Source organism: Paracoccus tibetensis (assembly GCF_900102505.1).
Lineage (GTDB): Bacteria > Pseudomonadota > Alphaproteobacteria > Rhodobacterales > Rhodobacteraceae > Paracoccus > Paracoccus tibetensis.
The window spans coordinates 17305-38670 of sequence record NZ_FMVT01000015.1; the positions used below are offsets into that span (position 1 = coordinate 17305).

General features: G+C 68.9%; 10 protein-coding genes. 1 reads left to right on the forward strand and 9 read right to left on the reverse strand.

The features are described 5' to 3' along the window. Window positions 1-77 precede the first annotated feature (77 nt). Window positions 78-2177: an ATP-dependent DNA helicase RecG gene (gene recG / locus BLP73_RS16780; protein ID WP_090747462.1), complete on the reverse strand. Its 2100-nt coding sequence runs from the start codon at window positions 2175-2177 to the stop codon at window positions 78-80. Continuing rightward, window positions 2174-4336 carry an NAD-dependent DNA ligase LigA gene (gene ligA, locus BLP73_RS16785; protein ID WP_090747465.1) on the reverse strand — a complete coding sequence of 721 codons (2163 nt, stop codon included), beginning with the start codon at window positions 4334-4336 and terminating at the stop codon, window positions 2174-2176. The genes recG and ligA overlap by 4 nt, the downstream gene beginning before the upstream one ends. Before the next feature lie 113 nt (window positions 4337-4449). Here ligA and BLP73_RS16790 point away from each other — a divergent pair, with 113 nt between their 5' ends. Continuing rightward, complete coding sequence (locus BLP73_RS16790) at window positions 4450-5421, forward strand: alpha/beta fold hydrolase (protein WP_090747469.1); 972 nt, start codon at window positions 4450-4452, stop codon at window positions 5419-5421. Here the strand turns inward: BLP73_RS16790 and treY are convergent, their stop codons facing one another. Genes treY through BLP73_RS16825 form a run of 7 tightly spaced genes read right to left on the reverse strand, consistent with a single transcriptional unit; the run spans window position 5422 to window position 21162 of the window. Next, window positions 5422-8013, reverse strand: coding sequence for a malto-oligosyltrehalose synthase (treY, locus tag BLP73_RS16795; protein ID WP_090747473.1), 2592 nt, complete (start codon window positions 8011-8013; stop codon window positions 5422-5424). Continuing rightward, a complete protein-coding gene (gene malQ / locus BLP73_RS16800) occupies window positions 8010-9794 on the reverse strand; it encodes a 4-alpha-glucanotransferase (protein WP_090747475.1) in 1785 nt (594 codons plus the stop codon). Before malQ ends, treY begins: the two co-directional genes overlap by 4 nt. Then, the gene (gene treZ / locus BLP73_RS16805; protein WP_090747477.1) at window positions 9791-11557 is read right to left on the reverse strand and encodes a malto-oligosyltrehalose trehalohydrolase; all 1767 of its coding nucleotides are present in this window, start codon (window positions 11555-11557) and stop codon (window positions 9791-9793) included. Before treZ ends, malQ begins: the two co-directional genes overlap by 4 nt. Next, entirely contained in the window at window positions 11554-13635 is a 2082-nt protein-coding gene (glgX, locus tag BLP73_RS16810) for a glycogen debranching protein GlgX (protein ID WP_090747480.1), read from the reverse strand. The genes treZ and glgX overlap by 4 nt, the downstream gene beginning before the upstream one ends. After that, window positions 13632-15809, reverse strand: a complete 2178-nt coding sequence (glgB, locus tag BLP73_RS16815; protein ID WP_090747483.1) for a 1,4-alpha-glucan branching protein GlgB — start codon at window positions 15807-15809, stop codon at window positions 13632-13634. The genes glgX and glgB overlap by 4 nt, the downstream gene beginning before the upstream one ends. Next, window positions 15806-19102 (reverse strand): maltose alpha-D-glucosyltransferase, encoded by a 3297-nt coding sequence (gene treS / locus BLP73_RS16820; RefSeq protein WP_090747486.1) that lies wholly within the window; start codon window positions 19100-19102, stop codon window positions 15806-15808. The genes glgB and treS overlap by 4 nt, the downstream gene beginning before the upstream one ends. Next, on the reverse strand, window positions 19102-21162 hold the full coding sequence (locus BLP73_RS16825) for an alpha-1,4-glucan--maltose-1-phosphate maltosyltransferase (protein WP_090747489.1): 2061 nt from the start codon (window positions 21160-21162) through the stop codon (window positions 19102-19104). The genes treS and BLP73_RS16825 overlap by 1 nt, the downstream gene beginning before the upstream one ends. Window positions 21163-21366: the final 204 nt, after the last annotated feature.

The window sequence follows — 21366 nt, forward strand, 5'->3', positions numbered from 1 at the left end:
CTTTACTGTTGCTGATTTGTTCTCACGTTCCCGCGATTCGGTAAAGAACTAATTAAGAACATCCGGCAAAAGCTGCCCTAGCCGACCGCGATCAGCCTGATCGCCTGGTCCTGCTGCATCAGCCACATCAGCAGCCGCACCGCCCGCCCCCGCGCGCTGTCGAGCGCCGGATCGCGCTCCAGCAGCGCCCGCGCGTCGCTGCGCGCCAAGGCCATGAGGCCCGCCTGATGCTCCAGATCGCCGACGCGGAAGCGCGGCAGTCCCGACTGCGCCGTGCCGATCACGTCGCCCGCCCCCCGCATCTCCAGATCCACCTCAGCGATGCGGAACCCGTCCTCGGTGTCGCGGAGCGTGGTCAGCCGGCGCGTGCCGGTCTCGTTCAAGGGCGGGTGGTACATCAGAAGGCAGGTCGAGGCGCCCTTGCCCCGTCCCACCCGCCCCCGCAGCTGGTGCAGCTGCGCCAGGCCGAAGCTTTCCGCGCGCTCGATCACCATGATCGTGGCCTCGGGCACGTCCACGCCCACCTCGATCACCGTCGTCGCGACCAGCAGCTGCGCCGCACCGCTGGAGAAATCCGCCATCGCCGCGTCGCGCTGGTCGGGCGGCATCTGGCCGTGGACCAGCCGCACCTTCTCGCCGAAGCGGGCGCGGAGCATCGTGAACCGCGCCTCGGCGGCAGTCAGATCGCTCACCTCGCTTTCATCGACCAGCGGGCAGACCCAGTAGGCGCGTGCCCCCTTGTCCAGAACCGCATCCAGCCGCGCCGTCACCTCGTCGATCCGCGCGTCCGAGATCATCACGGTCGTGATCGGCTGCCGCCCCGGAGGCTTCTCGTCCAGCACCGACAGGTCCAGATCGCCATATTGCGTCAGCGCCAGCGAACGCGGAATGGGCGTCGCCGTCATGATCAGCATGTCCGGCGGCGCGATGCCCTTGGCCGACAGCTCCAGCCGCTGCGCGACGCCGAAGCGGTGCTGCTCGTCGATGATCGCCAGGCGCAGGTCGTGGAAGGCGACGTCCTTCTGGAAGACTGCATGGGTGCCGACAAGGATCTGCACGCGCCCCTCGGCCAGATCGGTCAGGATCTGCGCCCGCAGCTCGCCCTTGTCGCGGCCGGTCAGCGCGGCCAGCCGCACGCCGGCGGCGCGGGCCAGCGGCTCCAGCGCGCGGGCGTGCTGGCGGGCAAGGATCTCGGTCGGGGCCATCAGCACCGCCTGCCCGCCCGCCTCGACCGCAACCAGCGCGGCCATCAGCGCGACCAGCGTCTTGCCCGCCCCCACGTCGCCCTGAAGCAGCCGGTTCATCCGCCGGTCGCTGGCCATGTCGGTCGCGATCTCCTCGACCGCCCGGGCTTGCGCGCCGGTGGGCGGCCAGGGCAGGCTTTCCAGAACCTTGCGCCGCAGCACGCCGTCGCCGCAGCTCGCCCGCCCCTTCAGCCGCCGCTTCTCGCGCCGCACGAGGGCCAGCGTCATCTGATGGGCGAGGAACTCGTCATAGGCCAGCCGCGCCCGCGCCGGGCTATCGGGTGAGAGGTCCGCGGGCGAGGCCGGCGCATGGGCAATCCGCAGGGCCTCGGCCGCCGATGGCCAGCCGCGCTGCGCCAGAAGCTGCGGGTCGATCCACTCGGCCGCCTCGGGCATCCGGGCCAGCGCCGCCTCGGCGGCCTTGGTCATCGCCTTCTGCGTCAGCCCGGCCGAAAGCGGATAGACCGGCTCGAAGGACGGCGGCAGGGGGTCCTCGTCCCGGCCAATATGGTCGGGGTGGATCATCTGGGCGAGGCCGTCGAACAGCTCCACCTTGCCGCTGAGGATGCGGCGTTCGCCAAGCGGCAGCTGCCCCTCGATCCAGGCCGCGCGGGGGCGGAAGAAAACCAGCGTCAGATCGCCGCCCGCCGCGTCGGTGCAATGCACCCGCCAAGGGCGCGCGGGCGTGGAGGGCGGAAAGTGCCGCGCCACGGTCACTGCCAGCGTCACGATCTCGGGCGGGCGGGCGTCCGCGATCCGCTCGATCCGGCGGCGGGTGATGCCGCTGGCGGGCAGCGTGTAGAGCAGGTCGCGCGGCTTCTCGATGCCCATCTGCTGCAGGGCCGCCGCGCCCTTGGCGCCGATGCCGGGCAGCGTGTCGATGGCGGCGAACAGCGGAAAGAGGGCCGGAGGCCGGCCCTTCGTCTCGGTCATTCCGCGCCCGCCAAGCGCAGCCACGCATCCTCGTCGATCACCTCGACGCCCAGCTCGGCGGCCTTGATGGCCTTCGATCCCGCCCCCGGCCCGGCGATCAGCAGGTCCGTCTTGGCGCTGACCGAACCGGCGACCTTGGCGCCCATCGCCTCTGCCCGCGCCTTGGCCTCGGCGCGGGTCATCCGCTCCAGCGTGCCGGTGAAAACCAGCGTCTTGCCGGTGATGGGCGTGTCCACCGCGACGCGCGCCGCCTCGGGCTGGATGGCGAGCTGTGCGACGAGCCGCTCGATCCCGGCCCGCTCGGCCTCCTGCTGGAAGGTCGTGACGAGCGAGGTGACCAGCACCGCGCCGATCCCGTCGATGCCGGTCATCTCGGACCAGTGGGGGCTGTCCGGCAGCGCGAGGCGGCGCGTCCGGTCGTCGGGCGCGGTGAAGGCCGGCTCCTGCGCCGCGCCGTCGATGGCCTGAACCAGCGCCTCCCAGGTGCCGAAATGGCGCGCCAGAACGCCCGCCGCGACCTCGCCCACATGGCGGATTCCAAGCGCAAAAATGAGGCGCGACAATGCAATGGCCCGCCTCTCCTCGATCGCGTCGAACAGCTTCTGGGCCGAGCGGGCGCCGAAGCCCTCGCGGTTCTTCAGCTTGCCGAGGTTCTTCGCATCCCGCTGCGCCAGCGTGAAGATGTCGGCCGGCTCTCGGATCGGCAGGTCGGTGTCGGCGAAGAACATCTCGATCTGCTTGGCGCCGAGGCCGTCGATGTCGAAGGCCGCGCGGCTGACGAAATGCTTCAGCTTCTCGACCGCCTGCGCCGGGCAGACAAGCCCGCCCATGCAGCGACGCACCGAGTCGCCCGGCTCGCGGATCGCCTCGGACCCGCATTCGGGGCAGACCTCGGGAAAGGCGAAGGGGGCGCTGCCTTCGGGCCGGCGCGACAGGTCCACATCGGCGATCTTCGGGATCACGTCGCCGGCGCGGTAGACCTGCACCCAGTCCCCCTCGCGGATGTCGCGCCCCTCGCGGATCGGCGCGCCGGTATTGTCGCGCCCGGCGATGTAATCCTCGTTGTGCAAGGTGGCGTTCGAGACGACGACGCCGCCCACCGTCACCGGCTCGAGCCGCGCGACCGGGGACAGCGCCCCGGTGCGCCCCACCTGAATCTCGATCTTGTTGAGCCGCGTCCAAGCCAGCTCGGCCGGGAACTTGTGCGCCAGCGCCCAGCGCGGCGTGGTCGAGCGGAAGCCGAGCCGCGTCTGCAGCGCCAGATCGTCCACCTTGTAGACCACCCCGTCGATGTCATAGCCGAGCGTCGCGCGCTGCTGCTCGATCCCGGCCCAACCTTCGACCATCTCCTCTGCGCTCTCGCAGCGCTTCATCAACGGGTTGGTCTGGAAGCCCAGCTCCGCCAGCCGTGCCACCGCCCCCGACTGCGTGTCCGCCAAGGGCGCCGAGACCTCGCCCCAGCCATAGGCGAAGAAGCGCAGCGGACGGCGGGCGGTCACGGCAGGGTCGATCTGGCGCAGGCTGCCGGCGGCAGCGTTGCGAGGGTTGGCGAAGACGCGTCCCTCGCCCGAGGCATTCAGCGCCTCGAAATCGGAATGGGCCATGTAGACCTCGCCGCGCACCTCCAGCACCTCGGGCGCACCTTCAAGCTGCTGGGGGATGTCGGAAATCGTGCGGGCATTGGCGGTGACGTTCTCGCCCACGGCGCCGTCACCGCGCGTCGCCGCCTGCACCAGCGCGCCGCCCTCGTAGCGAAGCGACAGCGAGAGGCCATCGATCTTCGGCTCGGCCGTGAAGGCCAGCGGCGCGTCGGGCTTGAGGCCGAGGAACTTGCGGATGCCGGCGACGAACTCGGTCACCTCCCCCTCGTCGAAGGCGTTGGCCAGCGACATCATGCGCTGCGCGTGGGTGACCTTGCCGAAGCCCTCGGCCGGGGCGGCGCCGACCTTCGCCGTGGGGCTGTCCGGCATCGCCAGCTCGGGATGCGCCTCCTCCAGCGCGGCCAGCTTGGTCTTCAGCTCGTCATATTCGGCGTCGCTGATCGCGGGCGCGTCATGGGTGTGATAGGCGGTGTTCGCCTCGGCAATGCGGACCGAGAGATCGGCGATCCGGTCCGCCGCATCCTGCGCCTGCCTGTCGCTGCCGCCCTTGCCCGCCATTCGCCTCTCCTTCTGCTTCCCGGAGATATTGCCGAACTCGGACCGCGCGTCCAGCAGCCGGGAACGATTGGCGTCCCCGGCGGTTCCCCAGCCCCAAGAGACAGGAGACCGTCATGACCCATCACCGCCCGCCCGCCCGCCACCGCTCGTCCGTGCCTATGCCGCTCATCGGGGCGGCGGTGGCGGGCCTCGCCTCGGCGGCCTATGTGGCGGCGCGGGTCGCCGCGGCCGAAAAGGCCCACCCGCCGACCGGGCGCTTCGTGACGGGACAGGGCGCGCGGCTGCACGTGGTCGAGCGCGGCGAGGGGCCGCCCCTGGTACTGATCCACGGCAATTCCTCGATGGGGATGGACTGGCTGCTGAGCCCCGTAGCGAAGATGGCGGCGCGCAGCCACCGTGTGATCGTGCCCGACCGGCCGGGCTATGGCTACAGCACCCGCCCCCGCGGCCGGGCCTGGGGCCCCGAGGAGCAGGCGGACGCGCTGGCCGAGGCCTTGGGCAAGATAGGCGTGCGGCGCGCGCTGGTCGTCGGGCACAGCTGGGGCGCGATGGTGGCGGCGGCGCTGGCGCTGGATCATCCGCAGCTGGTGCGCGGGGTGATCCTGGAGGGCGGCTACCTCTATCCCCGCCCCCGTCCCGACATCCTGATGAAGGCGCCGGACGCGCTGCCGCTGGTGGGCGATGTGCTGCGCTCGACCGTCTCGCCGCTGGTGCATGTCGCGCTGTGGCCGGCGCTTCTGAAGCTGCTCTGCGCGCCGGGCGAGGTGCCCTCGCAGCTGTGGCAGCTGCCGCCCTGGCTGATCTTCCGTCCGCGCGGCCTCAGGGCGGCGGCGCAGGAATTCGCGACGATCCTGCCTTCGGCCGCGCGCCTGGCAAGGCGCTACCGCGACATTCAGCAGCCGCTCGGGATCATCGGCGGACGCGACGACAGCTTCGTTGCGATGAAGCACCACAGCGTGCGGCTGGCGCACGAGATGCCGCAGGCGATGTTCCGCAGCATCGAGGGCGCGGGCCACATGTCCCACCACCAGGACCCGCAAGCGATCATGGAGATGATCGCCGCCATCGACCGGCAGGCGCGCTGACTATTCGCTGAGAAGCACCGCCAGCGGCCGGGCTGCGAACAGCTCGGCCGCACGTTCGGGCGGCGCGGCCGGCGCGGCCGCCAGCAGGTCGCGCCACGCGCCCCCCGCCCCGCGCGGCAGCTGGAAGCTCGTCTCGCTCAGCGCGGCGGCCTCCGCCGAGGCGTGCAGGCGCGCGGCGACGAACAGCATCCGGCCGCCGTCACGTCGGATGAAGCCGAGGCAGCTGTCGGCCGCCGGCCCCTCGGCCGCGACAGGCTCGTAGCTGCCTTGCGCGAACAGCTCCGGCATTGTGGCGCGCAGCCGCAGAAGACGCGCGGTCAGCGCCAGCTTCACCATGTCGCCGCTGCGGCCCTCGGGGGCGACCGGCCCCTCCAGCACCTCGCGCAGCGCCTTCTGGCGGGCTTCGAAGTCCACGGGGCGGCGGTTGTCGGGATCGACGAGGCTCAGCTCCCACATCTCGGCGCCTTGATAGATGTCAGGCACGCCCGGGAGGGTCAGCTTGAGTGCCGTCTGGATGAGGCTCGCCGCCTCGGCATCTGAGGCAACGCGCCGCGCAAAGTCGCCGAAGGCCGAGCGGAACTCGGTCGAGCGCAACGCCCGGCCGATCAGCTTGCGGATGCGGTTCTCGTAGCCTTCGTCGCCGAAGACCCACCGGGTGTTCGCCCCCGCCTCGCGCACCGATTTCAGCATCGCCTCGGTCACGCGACTCTCGAAATCGTCGCCTTCGGCCTCGGGCCAGGCGCCGAGGAGCAGCTGGTAGAAGAAGTATTCCTCGTTCGCGTCCACAGGGGCGGCCGGATCGTGCAGCATCCCGTGCCACTCGGCCAGCTTCTGACGCCACAGCTCGGCATGGCTTGAGATCGTGACGATCCGCATCCGCGCATCCTCGCCGCGCTTCGTGTCATGGGACGAGGTGCCCAGCATGTTCCGCGGCGCCTCGCGCAGCCGCGTCGCCTGTGCGGTGTGGAACGAGGCCACCGGCAGCTGGAAGTGGCCCGGATGCGAGCCGACCTCGTTCAGCGCGATCAGACGGTTGAAGCGGTAGAGCGCCCGGTCCTCGAGCCCCTTGGCCATGACCGGACCCGACAGCTGCTGGAAGCGGGCGGCGGCCTCCAGGACCTCGGCCTCGTGGCCCTTGAGGCGCGCGGAGAGATCCAGCGTCAGGACGTCCTGCACCAGCGCCCAGGCTGCCGGGTCGATCTCGGGCGCGCGGGTCTTGGCGGCGCCGATGGCGGCGGTGATGCGCGCGCGGTCGCCGGGGCTGATCCCGTCCGCATCGGCATAGGCGCGGTAGATATCCAGCGCCGCGATGACCTGCGCCAGCGCCGCGCGGATCGTGCCGCGCCCCAAGTCCCCCCATTCCGGCACCAGCCGCGCGAGGGCGGCGACGCGGGCGGTCACTGCCTCCATCTCGGCGCGCATGGGGCCGTCGAGGACAGCCAGCTTGCCCTCATGCACCACCTCCTCGGGCGGGGCGGTGCGGGCGGTGAAGTCGTGATAGATGCGGGTCAGCGCCTCGGTGCCGGCGGGATCGGCCAGCAGCGTCACGATCTCGTTGCCGAACTCGTAGCCGGTGGTTCCGTCGGATTGCCAGCTCGCCGGCAGATGCTCCTCGGGACCTAGGATCTTCTCGACATAAAGCGGGAAGGGCCGCCCCGCCGCCTCGCGCAGCATGAGGCAATAACCCTTGGGATCGCGCAGCCCGTCGATATGGTCGATCCGCAGCCCGTCGATCGTGCCGTCGCGCAGGAGGGTCAGGACCAGCTTGTGCGTGGCCTCGAAGACCTCGGCCCGCTCGACCCGCACGCCGGCAAGATCGCTGATGGTGAAGAAGCGGCGGTAGTTGATCGCGTCGGCATCGAGATTGAACTTCGCCGCGCGCCAGTGCTGCCGGGCGATCAGCGCCTCCAGCATCACCGGCTCGCGCCATGCCGACAGATCGACCTCTGCGCCGGCAAGGCGGGCGAAGAGGTCCGGCCAGCGGGGGTCGCTCGCCTCGGCCTCGGCCAGATGGGTGAAGTCTTCGGCCCGGTCGCTGCCAGCGGTCTTCAGGATATCGTGGTAGTCGCGCGGGCAGATCGGCAGGCGGTGCGTGCCATGCGCCCAGATCGCGAGCCGCCCGTCTTCACCCAGCTTCAGCTCCAGCCCGCCGTCCTTGAGGACCGTCGCATAGGGATCGCCGAGGAAGGGGAACAGCACCTTCCCCTCCATCCCCGGCGCCTGCCAGTCGATGTCGAACCAGTGGGCGTAGGGGCTGCCCTGCCCCCACTCCATGACGCTGTCCCAGAAGGCGTTGTCCGCCCCGCCGATCCCCATGTGGTTCGGCACGAAGTCGAGGATCAGGCCCATCCCGGCCTGATGCAGCGCATCCGCCATGGCGCGGAAATCGTCCTCGGTCCCGAGCGCCGGGTTCAGGCGGTTGTAGTCGGTGATGTCATAGCCATGCGTGCTGCCGGCACGCGCCGCGAAGACCGGCGAGGCGTAGAGGTGGCTGATGCCGAGATCCTTCAGATAGGGCACCAGCGCCGTGGCGTCGGCAAAGGTGAAGTCGGCGGTGAATTGCAGTCGGTAGGTGGCGCGGACGGGGATCATCTGGGATCTTTCGGGCGTTCGGCGGCGATGGCCGCCGTGATGTCGGTGAAGAGCGGGCTTTTGAGCAGGTCCGCGAGATCCAGCCCCAGCTTCCGGCGCCAGTTCGGATATTCGTCCACGGTCGAGGGCACGTTCACCGGCTCCAGCTCGCCGGCCAGATCCTCCAGCCGCACCGCCATGAGGCGCGAGGGCGCGCGGGCGAGGTGCCGGTGGACGGCCACCGTCAGCACCGCCGGCGCGTCATCGGGATCGAACTGCGGGTCGGCCAGCAGCCGGGCGGCGGTGAGGTCGTCCAGAAGGTCCATGCGCTCGGTCTCGCGCGCCTCGGCCTGATCGGCGGCGGCCTCGTCGCTGATGAAGCCGAAGCCGTGGCGCAGGCTCACGTCGTCGCCGCGCCACCAGCCGCGGAAGGTCGGCAGGTCGTGGGTCGACAGGCACACCAGCGCCTCGCGCGGGTAATCCTCGGGCGGGATGAAGCCGTCCTCGTCCCGCTCGAAGAAGAAGATGCGGTAGGACAGGATGCGGCAGGCCTCCATCACCTCGCGGAAGCCGGTGGGGACGTTGCCCAAGTCCTCGCCGATGATGGTGGTGCCGTTGGCCTGCGAGGCCTCGGCCAGCGCGGTCAGCATGTCGGCGATGGGGTAGCGGGCATAGGTGCCCTCGGCCGCGCTGGCGCCTTCGGGCATCAGGAAGAGCTGCCAGAGGCCCATCGCGTGGTCGATCCTGAGCGCGCCGGCCTGTTTTGTCGCCTGCGTGATCAGGGCACGGAAGGGCGCGGCCTTTTCGGCCGCCATTGCCAGGGGCGAAAGCGGCGCGAGACCCCAGTCCTGCCCCTGCTCGTTGAAATAGTCCGGCGGCGCGCCGATGCGGACATTCGGCAGGACCAGCGGGCTGCCCCAGCTGCCCGAGCCGTCCGCCGCCTCGCCCACCGCGAAGTCGAGATAGAGCCCGATCCGCATCCCCTCATCGGCACACAGCTCGCGGAGCGCCTGAAGCTGGCGCGAGGCAAGATATTGCAGCCAGATGTGGAAGCCGATCTCGGCCTGATGGGCGGCCGAAAAGTCCTGCACCGCCCTTGCCTTCACATCGTGATACTCGGCGGGCCAGGAGAGCCAGCCGGCGCCATGCCCTTCGGTCACCATCCGCGCCGAGAGCGCCTCGAAGAGCGCGTGGCGGTAAAGCTCCTCGCCGCCCTCGACGGCGAAATCCTCGGGCAGGTCGGCGCCTGCGCCCCAGATGCGCCGCAGGACGGCCAGCTTGGTTTGCGCAACGCCGGGATAATCGACCAGATCGCCGGCCCGCAGGTCGGCCAGCAGGTCGGGCGCGATCATGGCCGGATCGAAGCCGGGCACATCCTCCATCGCGATGTAGAGCGGGTTCAGGAAGCGCCGGTTCGACGGTGAGAAGGGGCTGCAATTCTGCGGCGCCGCCATGAACATGGCGTGCAGCGGGTTGAGGCCGACGAAATTCGCCCCCGCCGCCGCAGCGACCGGGATCAACGCGGCGAGATCGGCGAAATCGCCGATCCCCCAGTTCCGATCGCTGCGCAGCTGGTAAAGCTGCAGGGCGATGCCCCAGTAGCGGCCCTCGCCGGGGACAAAGCACCTGGCGCCCTTTGGCGCCTCCAGCGTCGGCTCCTCGTCCAGCGGAGGCATGTGGTCGGCGCCGAAAGCGACCAGCAGCGCCTCCAGCGTCGCCTCGGGTGCCTCGTGGATCTTGCTGCCGATTCCCTCGTAGTCTGGCTGGATTCCGTAGCTCTTGGCGCGGTCCTTGAGGCTCATGCCGCGTCGTCCAGGAACAGCGCGACGTGATGCGCCGCAAGCGGGCCGCTGTTGCCCCAGATGCAGTGGCCTTCCGCCTCGGGCAGAGTGGCCTCGGCCTCCGACAGGTTCGCGCGCAGCCGCAGGACGGCGCCGGCCAACTGCCAGTCCACCGCGATCAGCCCGTCCTTGGCCACCAAGACCGACCCGCCGTGGCCGGGAGCGCCCTTCAGATGCGGCACGACATGCTCGCGCCGGACCTGCAGCAGCGCGCGGGTCAGCGCCAACCAGTCGCTGCCATCCTCCGTCTCCGCATGGGACCAGTCGATGCGCGAGGCGTTGAAGGTCCCCACGTCGTTCGGATCGGGTATGCGGGCGCGGCTTTCGGCGTCTTCGAAGGCCTTGAAGCCGCCGAACTCCTTCCGCCGCCCTTCGCGGACGGCATCGGCCAGATCGCCGTGGAAGTCTGTGAAGAAGGCGAAGGGCCGCGTCTCGCCCCATTCCTCGCCCATGAAGAGCAGCGGGATATGCGGGGACAGAAGGTGGATCGTCATCAGCGCCCGCACCATCGGCGTGCTCGAAAGTGCCAGAAGCCGTTCGCCGAAGGCGCGGTTGCCCGTCTGGTCGTGGTTCTGGAGAAAATCGACGAAGGCCGTGGGCGGCAGGTGCGCCGAAGGCTCGCCGCGAGCCTCGCCGGCATGGGGCAAGACCTCGCCCTGCCAGACGAAGCCCTCGGCCAGCGACCGGCCCAGCTTGCCCCAGGGGTCTTCGGCAAAGTCGGCGTAGTAGCCCTCGGTCTCGCCGGTGGCGACGACATGGACAACATTGTGGAAGTCGTCGTTCCATTCGCCGGAATAGAGGACCGGGCGGCCCGCCTCGTCCCGGCCATGCAGGCGCGTGATGTTGCGGTTGTCCTCGGTCGTCAGATGGGCGTTCGGGAAGCTGTCGCGGATGCGGGTGGCGATCTCGGCCAGGATCTCGGGCTCGGAGCGGTCGCGGACATGGTCCACCGCGTCGAGTCGCAGCCCGTCGAGGTGATACTCGTCCATCCAGTAGAGCGCGTTCTCGATGAAGAACTTGCGCACCGGGTCCTTGGCATAGGCAATTGCGTTGCCCCAGGGGGTCTGCCGGTCCGGGTCGAAGAAGTCGGGCGCGTAGGAGGGAAGGTAATTTCCCTCGGGCCCAAAGTGGTTGTAGACCACGTCCAGCAGGACCATCAGCCCGGCCTTGTGGGCCGCGTCGATCAGCGCCTTGAAGTCGTCGGGCGACCCGTAGGCCGGGTGAGGCGTGTAGGGCATCACGCCGTCATAGCCCCAACCCCGGTTCCCCTCGAACTGCGCCACCGGCATGATCTCGACGGCGGTGATGCCGGTCTCGGCCAGATGCGGCAGCTTCTCGATGGCGGCGCGGAAGGTGCCTTCGTCAGTGAAGGTGCCGATGTGGATCTCGCAGATCACGGCCTCTTCCCACGGGCGGCCCTGCCACTCGGACCAGTCGAACGCCTCGGGATCGACGAGCCGCGAGGGGCCGTGCACGTCCCCCGCCTGCGCCCGCGCGGCTGGGTCGGGAACGGTGCGCCCGTCCGGCAGCAAAAAGGCATAGTCCTCACCCGCCCTCGGACCAGGCAGGTCTAGAGAGAACCATCCCTCGCCCTCGGCCTGCATGGGGTGATCCGTGCCGCCGTGGCGCAGGGCCAGGCGGTCCTCGCCAGGCGCCCAGAGGCGGAAACGGGCGCCGGTCTCGGTCAGCTCGGCGCCCCAGCTCTTTCGGAAGGCGCGCTTCATTCGCCCCGATCCTCGAGCACGAGGAGACTGCGCGAGGAAAGATCGACGCTCTCGCCCTCGACCGGGGGCGCGCGGCGGACATGGACGGTGCCAGCGTCGGTATCGACAAGGCAGGCCCAGCTTGCCGCATAGATCGGCGCCGGCAGCTTGAAGCTGACCGAGTCGTAATGGCTGTTCAGCAGGACGAGAAGGCCCTGCGAGGCGTTCTGCAGCTTCATGCCGACCACGCGGCTATCCGGGTTGTGCCAGTCGCCCTCTTCCATCGCCGCACCGTCCGGGCGCAGCCACTCGACCTTCACCTCGTGCGCCTTCTTGTGCAGGAACGCCGGCAGCGACAGCAGCGGGCGCGAGCGGCGCAGCGCGATGAGGCCGCTGAGGAAGTCGCGGAAGGCCGCGTTCCCCTCGTCCACGCCCTTAAGGTCCAGCCAGTTCATCTCGTTGTCCTGGCAATAGGCGTTGTTGTTGCCGCCCTGCGTCCGGCCGATCTCGTCGCCCATCAGGATCATCGGCGTGCCCTGCGACAGCAGCAGCGTCGCCATCATCGCCCGGCGCATCTTGTCGCGCAGCGCAAGGATCTCGGGGTCGTCCGTCGCGCCCTCGACGCCGCAGTTCCAGCTGCGGTTGTCGGAATGGCCGTCGCGGTTGTCCTCGTGGTTCGCCTCGTTGTGCTTGTCGTTGTAGCTGACCGTGTCCATCAGCGTGAAGCCGTCATGGGCGGTCACGAAGTTGACGCTGGCCCACGGACGCCGGCCGCGCTTGTCGAACTTCTCGGCCGAGCCGGTCAGGCAGGACGCCAGCGCCGGCAGGGTCGACGGGTCGCCCTTCCAGTAGGACCGCACGGTGTCGCGGTAGGTGTCGTTCCACTCGGCCCAGCCCGGGGGGAAGTTGCCGACCTGGTAGCCGTTGACGCCGGTGTCCCAAGGCTCGGCGATCAGCTTGACCTTCGACAGGACCGGGTCCTGCCGCACCGCGTCGAGGAAGGTGGCCGAGGGGCTGAATTGGTCGCGGTCCCGCCCCAGGGACGAGGCCAGGTCAAAGCGGAAGCCGTCGACATGGCAGCTTTCCACCCAGTAGCGCAGGCTGTCCATGACCATCTGCAACACGCGCGGATGGGTCATGTTGACCGTGTTCCCGCAGCCCGTCGTGTCGAAGTAGTAGCGCGGATCGTCGGCAAGGATGTAGTAGCTGGCATTGTCGATGCCGCGGAAGCTGAGGGTCGGTCCCATCTGGTTGCCCTCGGCCGTGTGGTTGTAGACCACGTCCAGGATCACCTCGATCCCCGCCTCGTGAAGGCGGCGGACCATCATCTTGAACTCGTGCAGGTTCGCGCCCGGCGAGATGTAGCGCGTCGCCGGGGCGAAGAAGCCGATCGTGTTATAACCCCAGTAGTTCGTCAGCCCCTTCTCGATCAGGTAGCGGTCGTCGAAGAAGGCCTGCGCCGGCATCAGCTCGACCGCGGTCACGCCCAGCTTCACGAGGTGGTCGATCACCTTCGGGTCCGCGAGGCCGCCGAAGCTGCCGCGCAGGTTGTCGGGCAGATCGGCGCTGAGGGCGGTGATGCCCTTCACATGCGCCTCGTAGATGATCGTCTCGGCCCAGGGCGTGTTCGGCCGGATGTCCGGCCCCCAGGTCGCGGCCGGGTCCACGACCACGCATTTGGGCATCACGAAGGCGCTGTCGCGGCGGTCCATCGACAGGTCCTCGCGCGCGTGGCCGATGCGGTAGCCGAAGGCGGCGTCGTGCCAGTGGATCTCGCCGTGCAATTGCAGCGCATAGGGGTCGATCAGCAGCTTGTGCGGGTTGAAGCGGTGCCCGTTCGCCGGATCGTAGGGGCCGTGGACGCGGTAGCCGTAAAGCTGGCCCGGCCGCACCTCGGGCAGATAGCCGTGCCAGATCTCGTCCGTGTATTCCGGCAGCGTAACCCGCGCGATCTCGCGCTTGCCGCGGCTGTCGAAGAGGCAAAGCTCGACCTTGGTGGCATGGGCCGAGAAGATGGCGAAGTTGGTGCCCGAGCCGTCCCATGTCGCACCGAGGGTCCAGGGCGACCCCTCGAGGACGGTAAATTCCTGTTTGGTCATTCGGGTGTGATCACAATCGTCGCCAAGGGTGGAAGCACCAGGCGCAGCGACTGGCTGCGGCCGTGCCAAGGGGTGTCGTCCGTCGTCAGGCGGCCGTGATTGCCAACGTTCGAGCCGCCATAACGATCCGCGTCCGAGTTGAAGATCTCGCGCCAGTTGCCTGCCACGGGGGCACCGACCCGGTAATCGTAATGAACCTGCGGCGTCAGGTTGCAGACGACCATCGCGGGCGGGCTGCCGTCATCGGACTTGCGCAGGAAGACCAACACCGAGTTGGCCACGTCGCCCGCGTCGATCCACTCGAAGCCCTCGGGGTCGCAGTCCAGCCGGTGCAGCGCCGGTGTCTCGCGATAGATGCGATTGAGGTCCGCGACCGCCGACTGCACGCCCGCATGCAGCGGGTCCTCCAGCAGGTGCCAGTCCAGCGACTGGTCGTGGTTCCATTCGCGGTCCTGCGCGAACTCGCACCCCATGAACAGAAGCTTCTTGCCCGGATGGGTCCACATGAAGCCGAAATAGGCGCGCAGGTTCGCGAATTTCTGCCAGCGGTCGCCCGCCATCTGACGGATCAGCGAGCCCTTGCCGTGCACCACCTCGTCATGGCTCAGCGGCAGGACGAAATCCTCGGAAAATGCGTAGACGAGGCCGAAGGTCAGGTCGTGCTGGTGATGCCGCCGGTGGATCGGATCGCGCCGGAAATAGCCGAGCGTGTCATGCATCCAGCCCATGTTCCACTTGAAGCCGAAGCCCAGACCGCCCTCGTTCACGGGGCGGCTGACCATCGGGAAGGCGGTCGATTCCTCGGCGATGGTGATGGCGCCGGGCTGGTCGCTGACCACCCGCTCGTTCACGTCGCGCAGGAAGCTGATCGCTTCCAGGTTCTCGCGCCCGCCATGGGCGTTCGGCACCCACTCGCCGTCCTTCCGCGAATAGTCGAGATACAGCATCGAGGCCACCGCATCGACGCGCAGCGCGTCGACGTGGAAAAGGTCCAGCCAGTAGAGCGCCGAGCTTTGCAGAAAGTTCGACACCTCGCGCCGGCCGAAGTTGTAGATCAGCGTGTTCCAGTCTTGGTGGAAGCCCTGGCGCGGATCGGCATGCTCGTAAAGCGCGGTGCCGTCGAACTGCGCCAGGCCGTGCGCGTCCGAAGGGAAATGCGCCGGCACCCAGTCCACGATGACGCCGATGCCGGCGCCGTGCAGGCAGTCCACCAGACGCGCGAAGCCCTCGGGCGGGCCGAAGCGGCTGGTGGGCGCGAAAAGGCCGATGGGCTGGTAGCCCCAGGAGCCGGTGAAGGGATGCTCGCTGACGGGCAGGAATTCCACATGGGTGAAGCCCATGCGGGTGACATAGTCCACCAACTCGCCGGCGAGGTCGTCGTAGTCGAGGACCGCGTCCCCCTCGCCCCGCCGCCAAGAGCCCAGGTGCACCTCGTAGATCGAGATCGGCGCCTGCCGGTCCTGCTTCGCCGTGCGCACCTCCATCCAGTCCTCGTCCTGCCAGTCGTGCTGCGGCAGGCCGTGGATGACCGAGGCGGTCTCGGGCGGATGCTCATGCGCGAAGCCGAACGGGTCGGCCTTCAGCGGCAGGCGGGCGCCGTGGGCGCTGACGATCTCGTATTTGTAGATCTCGCCGGGACGCAGGCCGGGGATGAACAGCTCCCACACGCCCGGGCCGATGCGCTTCCTCATCGGGTGGCGGCGACCGTCCCATGCGTTGAAATGGCCGACCACGCTGACGCGGCGGGCGTTCGGCGCCCAGACCGCGAAGGCGACGCCCTCGACCCCCTCATGGGTCATCGGATGCGCCCCGAGCCGGTCATAGAGCCGCCGGTGCCGGCCCTCGGCGATCAGGTATTCGTCCATCTCGCCCAGCACCGGGCCGAAGCGGTAGGGATCGTCCACCTCCCATGCGTGATCGCCGGCCCGCATCGCGAGGCGGTAATCCGTCGCCTCGGCCGGGCCGCAGAAGAAGCCCTCGGGGCTGACGCGGTCTAGCTTGCGGCGGGTGCCGCCCGCGACGACCTCGACCTCGGCGGCCTGCGGGGCGAAGACGCGGACCTGCCCGTGATGGGGACCGAGGACGGCGAACGGGTCGTGATGCTGCCCGCGCAGCACCGCCTCGATGTCGGAGTGGGTCAGCCCTTCAGGCAGTTCGGTCACTACGTCGGTCATGTCGTCTCCCGTGCCAGCAGGTCGAGGATGCCCGACAGCGGTATCCCGACCCAGCCCGGCCTGTTGCCCAGCTCGTAGCCGGTCTCGTAGATCGCCTTCTGCAGCAGGAAGAGGTCCAGAAGGGCCTCGCCCGCCTTGTCGTCCGACGGCAGGTTCGGCGCGCCCCTGGCCGTGTCGCGATAGGCCGACAGGAAGTCGGCGCTGGCCTGCTGGCGCCACGCCTCGATCCGCTCCAGCGCGCGTTCGGCCGTGCTGCCGAAGCTCGCGCGGTGGCGCGCGACCACCGTCATCGCGGCATAGTCGAAGGAGCGCAGCATCCCCGCCACGTCGCGCAGGGGCGAGGATTTCGCCCGCCGCTCGTCCAGGCTGCGCGCCGGCTCGCCCTCGAAGTCGATGATGGCGACGTCGTTCTGCGCCAGAAGCACCTGGCCGAGGTGGAAATCGCCATGAATGCGCGACACCCCGCCCGAGGCAGCAATCTTCCCGGCCGCCCGCACCCGCGCCAGCAGCGCCTCGCGCTGCTCCATCAGCGCGGCAGCCAGCGGCGCGGCGTCCTCGGGCAGATCGGCCTGCGCCAGCCGGTCCAACATCGCGCCGGCCTCGGTCTCGACCTCAGCGGTCCAGCTGGCCAGATGGTCCTCGGTCAGCGCCTCGACCGCGAAGGCGGGATCATCCGTCTCGGCGGCGAGCGCGCGGTGCAGCTCGGCCGTGCGCTGGCCCAGAAGCCTGCCGATGGAGAGCGGGAAGTCGAAGCCATGCGGCTCGTGCACCGCCTCGCCGGCCGAGGTCCAAGTCTCGTGCTCGTTCAGCTCCAGCATTAGCGCGTCCACGATGCCCGTCCAGGCGTCGCCGCGGTTCGGCACGAAGGCGAAGGCCGCGGCCAGAACGGTCTGGTTCTCGCCCTGGTGGGTCAGATGGCCCAGGTAGCGCGGCGTGTGCTGGAAGCCCGCCACCTCTGTCAGGAAGCGCGCGACCTCAACATCGGGCTGCGCACCCGAGCGGATGCGGCGGTAGAGCTTGAGGATGATCTTGTCCGAGAAGGCGATGGACAGGTTCGACTGCTCGACGCCCAGCTGGCGCGGTGTGCCCGGCTCCTCGATGGCCTGCAGAGCGTCCGAGCCGGTGAAGCGCAGATCGCCCTTGGCCGTCCCGGCCCGCATCCCGTCCAGCAGGATCTCGGGCAGGCGCTCGTCGAAGGCGCCGTCCACCAGCGCGCCGACGCGGGCGGTGTGGCGGATCTTGGCCAGCGTATAGGACAGCTTCGGCGCGCCGGGACGCAGGTTCTCATCCCCCCACCGGGCCGCGATGGGCAGGAAGTAGTGCTGCACCTCGCCGCCGCCGGCGGGCGTCACCTCGATCGAGGCCAGCGCGTGCTCGCCCTGCCCCAGTTCGCCCATCTGCGTCAGCTTCACCGCGGCCGGCGCATCGTCCTTCATCGCGAACCAGCGCTGCAGGGGCAGCCATTGCGGCAGCACCTCGGTCTGGAACTGCTTGCCCTCTCGCCCGCCGAGCGCGGTCGAGACGCGGCCGTCGCGGCTGGTCAGGGTCATGAACTCGGGCAGGATGTCGGGCAACTGCTCGTGCCAAGACGGCATCTCCTCCTCGCCCGACAGGGCGAACCAGTAGAAGCCGTAGGCCGGCAGGGTCAGCATGTAGGGCAGGTCCCCGACGGGCGGGAAGGCCGAGCGGCCGGTCAGCTCGATCGGAACGCGGCCGCGATAGGCCGCCATGTCCAGCTCGACCGCCTGCGCCGCGTCCGAGAGGTTCGCGACGCACAGGTAGGCCCGCCCCTCGTGCTCGCGCACATAGGCGAGGATCTTGCGGTTCCGGGGATAGAGCAGCGACATCGTCCCGCGCCCGAAGGCCGGGTGCTGCTTGCGGACAGTGATCATCCGCCGCATCCAGTTGAGCAGCGAGGACGGATCGTCCGCCTGCGCCTCGACATTGATGACCTGGTGGCCGTAGACGGCGTCGATGATGGCGGGCAGGTAGAGCTGCTGGGGCTTGGCGCGCGAGAAGCCGGCATTGCGGTCGCCCGACCACTGCATCGGGGTCCGCACCCCGTCGCGGTCGCCCAGATAGTAGTTGTCGCCCATCCCGATCTCGTCGCCGTAATAGATGATCGGCGTGCCGGGCATGGACAGCAGCAGCGAGTTCAAGAGCTCGATCTTGCGGCGGTCGTTCTGCATCAGGGGCGCAAGGCGGCGCCGGATGCCCAGGTTGATCCGCGCGCGGGTGTCGGCGGCATAGGTCTGCCAGAGGTAGTCGCGTTCCTCGGACGTCACCATCTCCAGCGTCAGCTCGTCATGGTTCCGCAGGAAGATGCCCCATTGGCAGTTCTCGGGGATCTCGGGTGTCTGGCGGATGATGTCGGTGATCGGGTGCCGGTCAGCCTGCGCCAGCGCCATGTACATGCGCGGCATGAGGGGGAAGTGGAAGCCCATGTGGCACTCGTCCCCGTCGCCGAAATAGGGGCGCGTGTCCTCGGGCCACTGGTTCGCCTCGGCCAGCAGCATCCGGTCGGGGAAATGGGCGTCCAGATCGGCGCGAATGGCCTTCAGGACGTCATGCGTCTCGGGCAGGTTCTCGTTGTTGGTGCCGTCCCGCTCGACCAGATAGGGGATCGCGTCGAGGCGCAGGCCGTCCACGCCCATCTCCAGCCACATGCGCATGACCTTCAACACCTCGGCCAGCACCTTGGGGTTGTCGAAATTGAGGTCGGGCTGGTGCGAATAGAAGCGGTGCCAGTAATAGGCGCCCGCCACCGGGTCCCAGGTCCAGTTGGACTTCTCGGTGTCGAGGAAGATGATCCGCGTCTCGGGCCATTTCTCGTCCGTGTCGGACCAGACATACCAGTCGCGCGCGGCCGAGCCGGGCTTGGCGTGGCGTGCCTTCTGGAACCACGGGTGCTGGTCCGAGGTGTGGTTGATGACCAGCTCGGTGATGACGCGGATGCCGCGGCGATGCGCCTCGGTCACGAAGGCCTTGAAGTCCTTCATCGTGCCGTAGGACGGGTTGATCGAGCGGTAGTCGGCGATGTCGTAGCCATCGTCGCGCAGCGGCGAGGGGTAGAAGGGCAGCAGCCAGATCGCCGTGACACCCAGTTCCTGCACATAGTCCAGCCGCTGCATCAGCCCGGCGAAATCGCCGATGCCGTCGCCGTTGCTGTCCATGAAGGCCTTGATGTGCAGCTGGTAGATGACCGCGTCCTTGTACCAGTCGGGCTGGCTGCGGTCGATGCCGCCGGTGACGGCGAAGGTGGCGTTGTCGCGTTGGGGATTGGGACGATTCATCAGCGGGGGGCTCCGGGCGCGAACAATTGCCAGATGGCATAGGGGCGGGTTTCAGGGTCCATCTCCAGCCACTGGCTCTTGCCGTGCCAGGTGAAGCGGTTGCCGTGGATCAGGTCGCGGACCTCGACCGAGGCGTCGTCGGGCAGCCCGAACTCCCACAGGGGCACCTCGAACTGGAACGACTGCACGTTGTGCGGGTCGAGGTTGACGTGGAACAGCAGGAAGTCGTCGCCGGCCTGCTTGCCATAGGCCAGCACCTGCTCGTTCCCGGCATGGTAGAAGGTGAGGTTCGTGAACTGCTGCAGCGCGGGATGCTCGCGCCGCAGGCGGTTCAAGAGGCGGATGTCGTCCTTGATATGGCCGGGACGATCCATGTCCCAGGCCCGGATCTCGTATTTCTCGCTGTCGAGATACTCCTCCTTGCCAGGCACCGGCGTCGCCTCGCAAATCTCGAAGCCGCTATAGACGCCGTAATTGCCGCCAAGCGTCGCCGCCAGCGCCAGCCGCACCCGGTGACCGGCGCGGCCGCCGGTCTGCAGGTACTTGGGGTTGATGTCGGGCGTGTTGACGAAGAAGTTCGGCCGCATCACGTGGCGGCTCTCGGTCGTCGTCAGCTCGGTCAGATACTCCTCCAGCTCCCACTTCTCGTTGCGCCAGGTGAAGTAGGAATAGGACTGCGCATAGCCGACCTTGCCGAGCCGCTTCATGACCTTGGGCCGGGTGAACGCCTCGGCCAGGAAGATGACGCCCGGATCGACCTCGCGCACCTCGGCGATCATCCATTCCCAGAACGGGAAGGGCTTGGTGTGCGGGTTGTCGACGCGGAAGATGCGCACGCCGTGGCGGACCCAGAACAGCACCACGTCGCGCAGCGCATACCAGAGCGAGGGCAGCGCGCCGCGGTAGAAATGGACGTTGACGATGTCCTCGTATTTCTTCGGCGGGTTCTCGGCGAACTTGATCGTGCCGTCGGGGCGCCAGTCGAACCACTCGGGATGCTCGCGGATCCACGGGTGGTCGGGCGAGCACTGGATGGCGAAATCGAGCGCGATCTCCAGCCCGTGCTCCCTGGCCGCGTCCATGAGGCGCTTGAAGTCCTCGAAGCTGCCGAGTTCGGGGTGCAGCGCGTCATGCCCGCCGTCCGGGGAGCCGATGGCGTAGGGGCTGCCGGGATCACCCTCGGTCGGGGTCAGGCTGTTGTTGCGGCCCTTGCGGTTGGTCTTGCCGATGGGGTGGATGGGCGGGAAATAGAGCACGTCGAAGCCGAGATCGCGCACATAGGGGAGCCGCGCGATGACGTCGTCGAAGGTTCCGTGCCGCGCCGGATCGCCCGATTGCGAACGGGGCATCAGCTCGTACCAGGCGCTGAACTCGGCGGCCTCGCGGTCCACATGCAGCGGCAGGGTCTTGTAGCGCGTGAGGTTCGTGCGCGGCCCGATCCGGCGCATCAGCGCCAGCACCTCGGGCGCGCCGAGCCGGGCGAAGCGCGCGGCGTTGCTGTCGGGCCCGGCGGGCTTCATCAGCCCCTTGTCGTCCTTCAAGAGCGCCTTCAGCTGCTCCTTCTCCTCGCGCGCCGCACGGCCTTCCTTGAGAGCGGCGTCCAGAAGCTGGCGGCCCTCCTCCAGTTCCAGCGAGATGTCCTGCCCGGCGGCGTGCTTCTTGGTGACCTCCTTGCGCCAGGTGGCGAAGAGGTCGCGCCAGGCGATCAGCGTGAACTCGGCCATGCCCGCCTCGGGCAGGGTCAGCTCGACCTGCCAGCGGTCGTTGACGACGAATTCCATGGGATGCTCGGAGACGGCGCCGCCGCGCGAGCCGATCTGGATCGCCGCGTCGATGCTGTCATGCCCGTCGCTGAAGATGTCGGCTTCCAGCGTGAAGGCCCGGCCCGCCACGACCTTGGCCGCAAACCGGCCGCCGTCGATCTCGTGCGAGACGCCCTCGATCGCCAGACGCTCGGCCGCGAGCGCGTGCAGCCTGCTCTCGGACAAGGATGCCGACGCGGCGCCGGCTTCGGCCACCTGCCGCGTCCGACGCTTCGGCCGGCCTGGCGCCACGGCCATCTCTTCGGTCTCGCTCCGTTCCGTCTCGCTGTTACCGGTCCCTGCAGGCACGCACCATCCCCCCTCGCTTAGGTCGTTGCCTCAAAACGGGCGGGCCGACGAAATGTTCCGGCCGAAGCGCCCGGCGGCGCGGTCCTGCCCAGCAGACCGGCAGGGCCGCCGCTCAACCTGCGGCGGGCAGCAGCCGGCTTCTTGTCCCTGTCA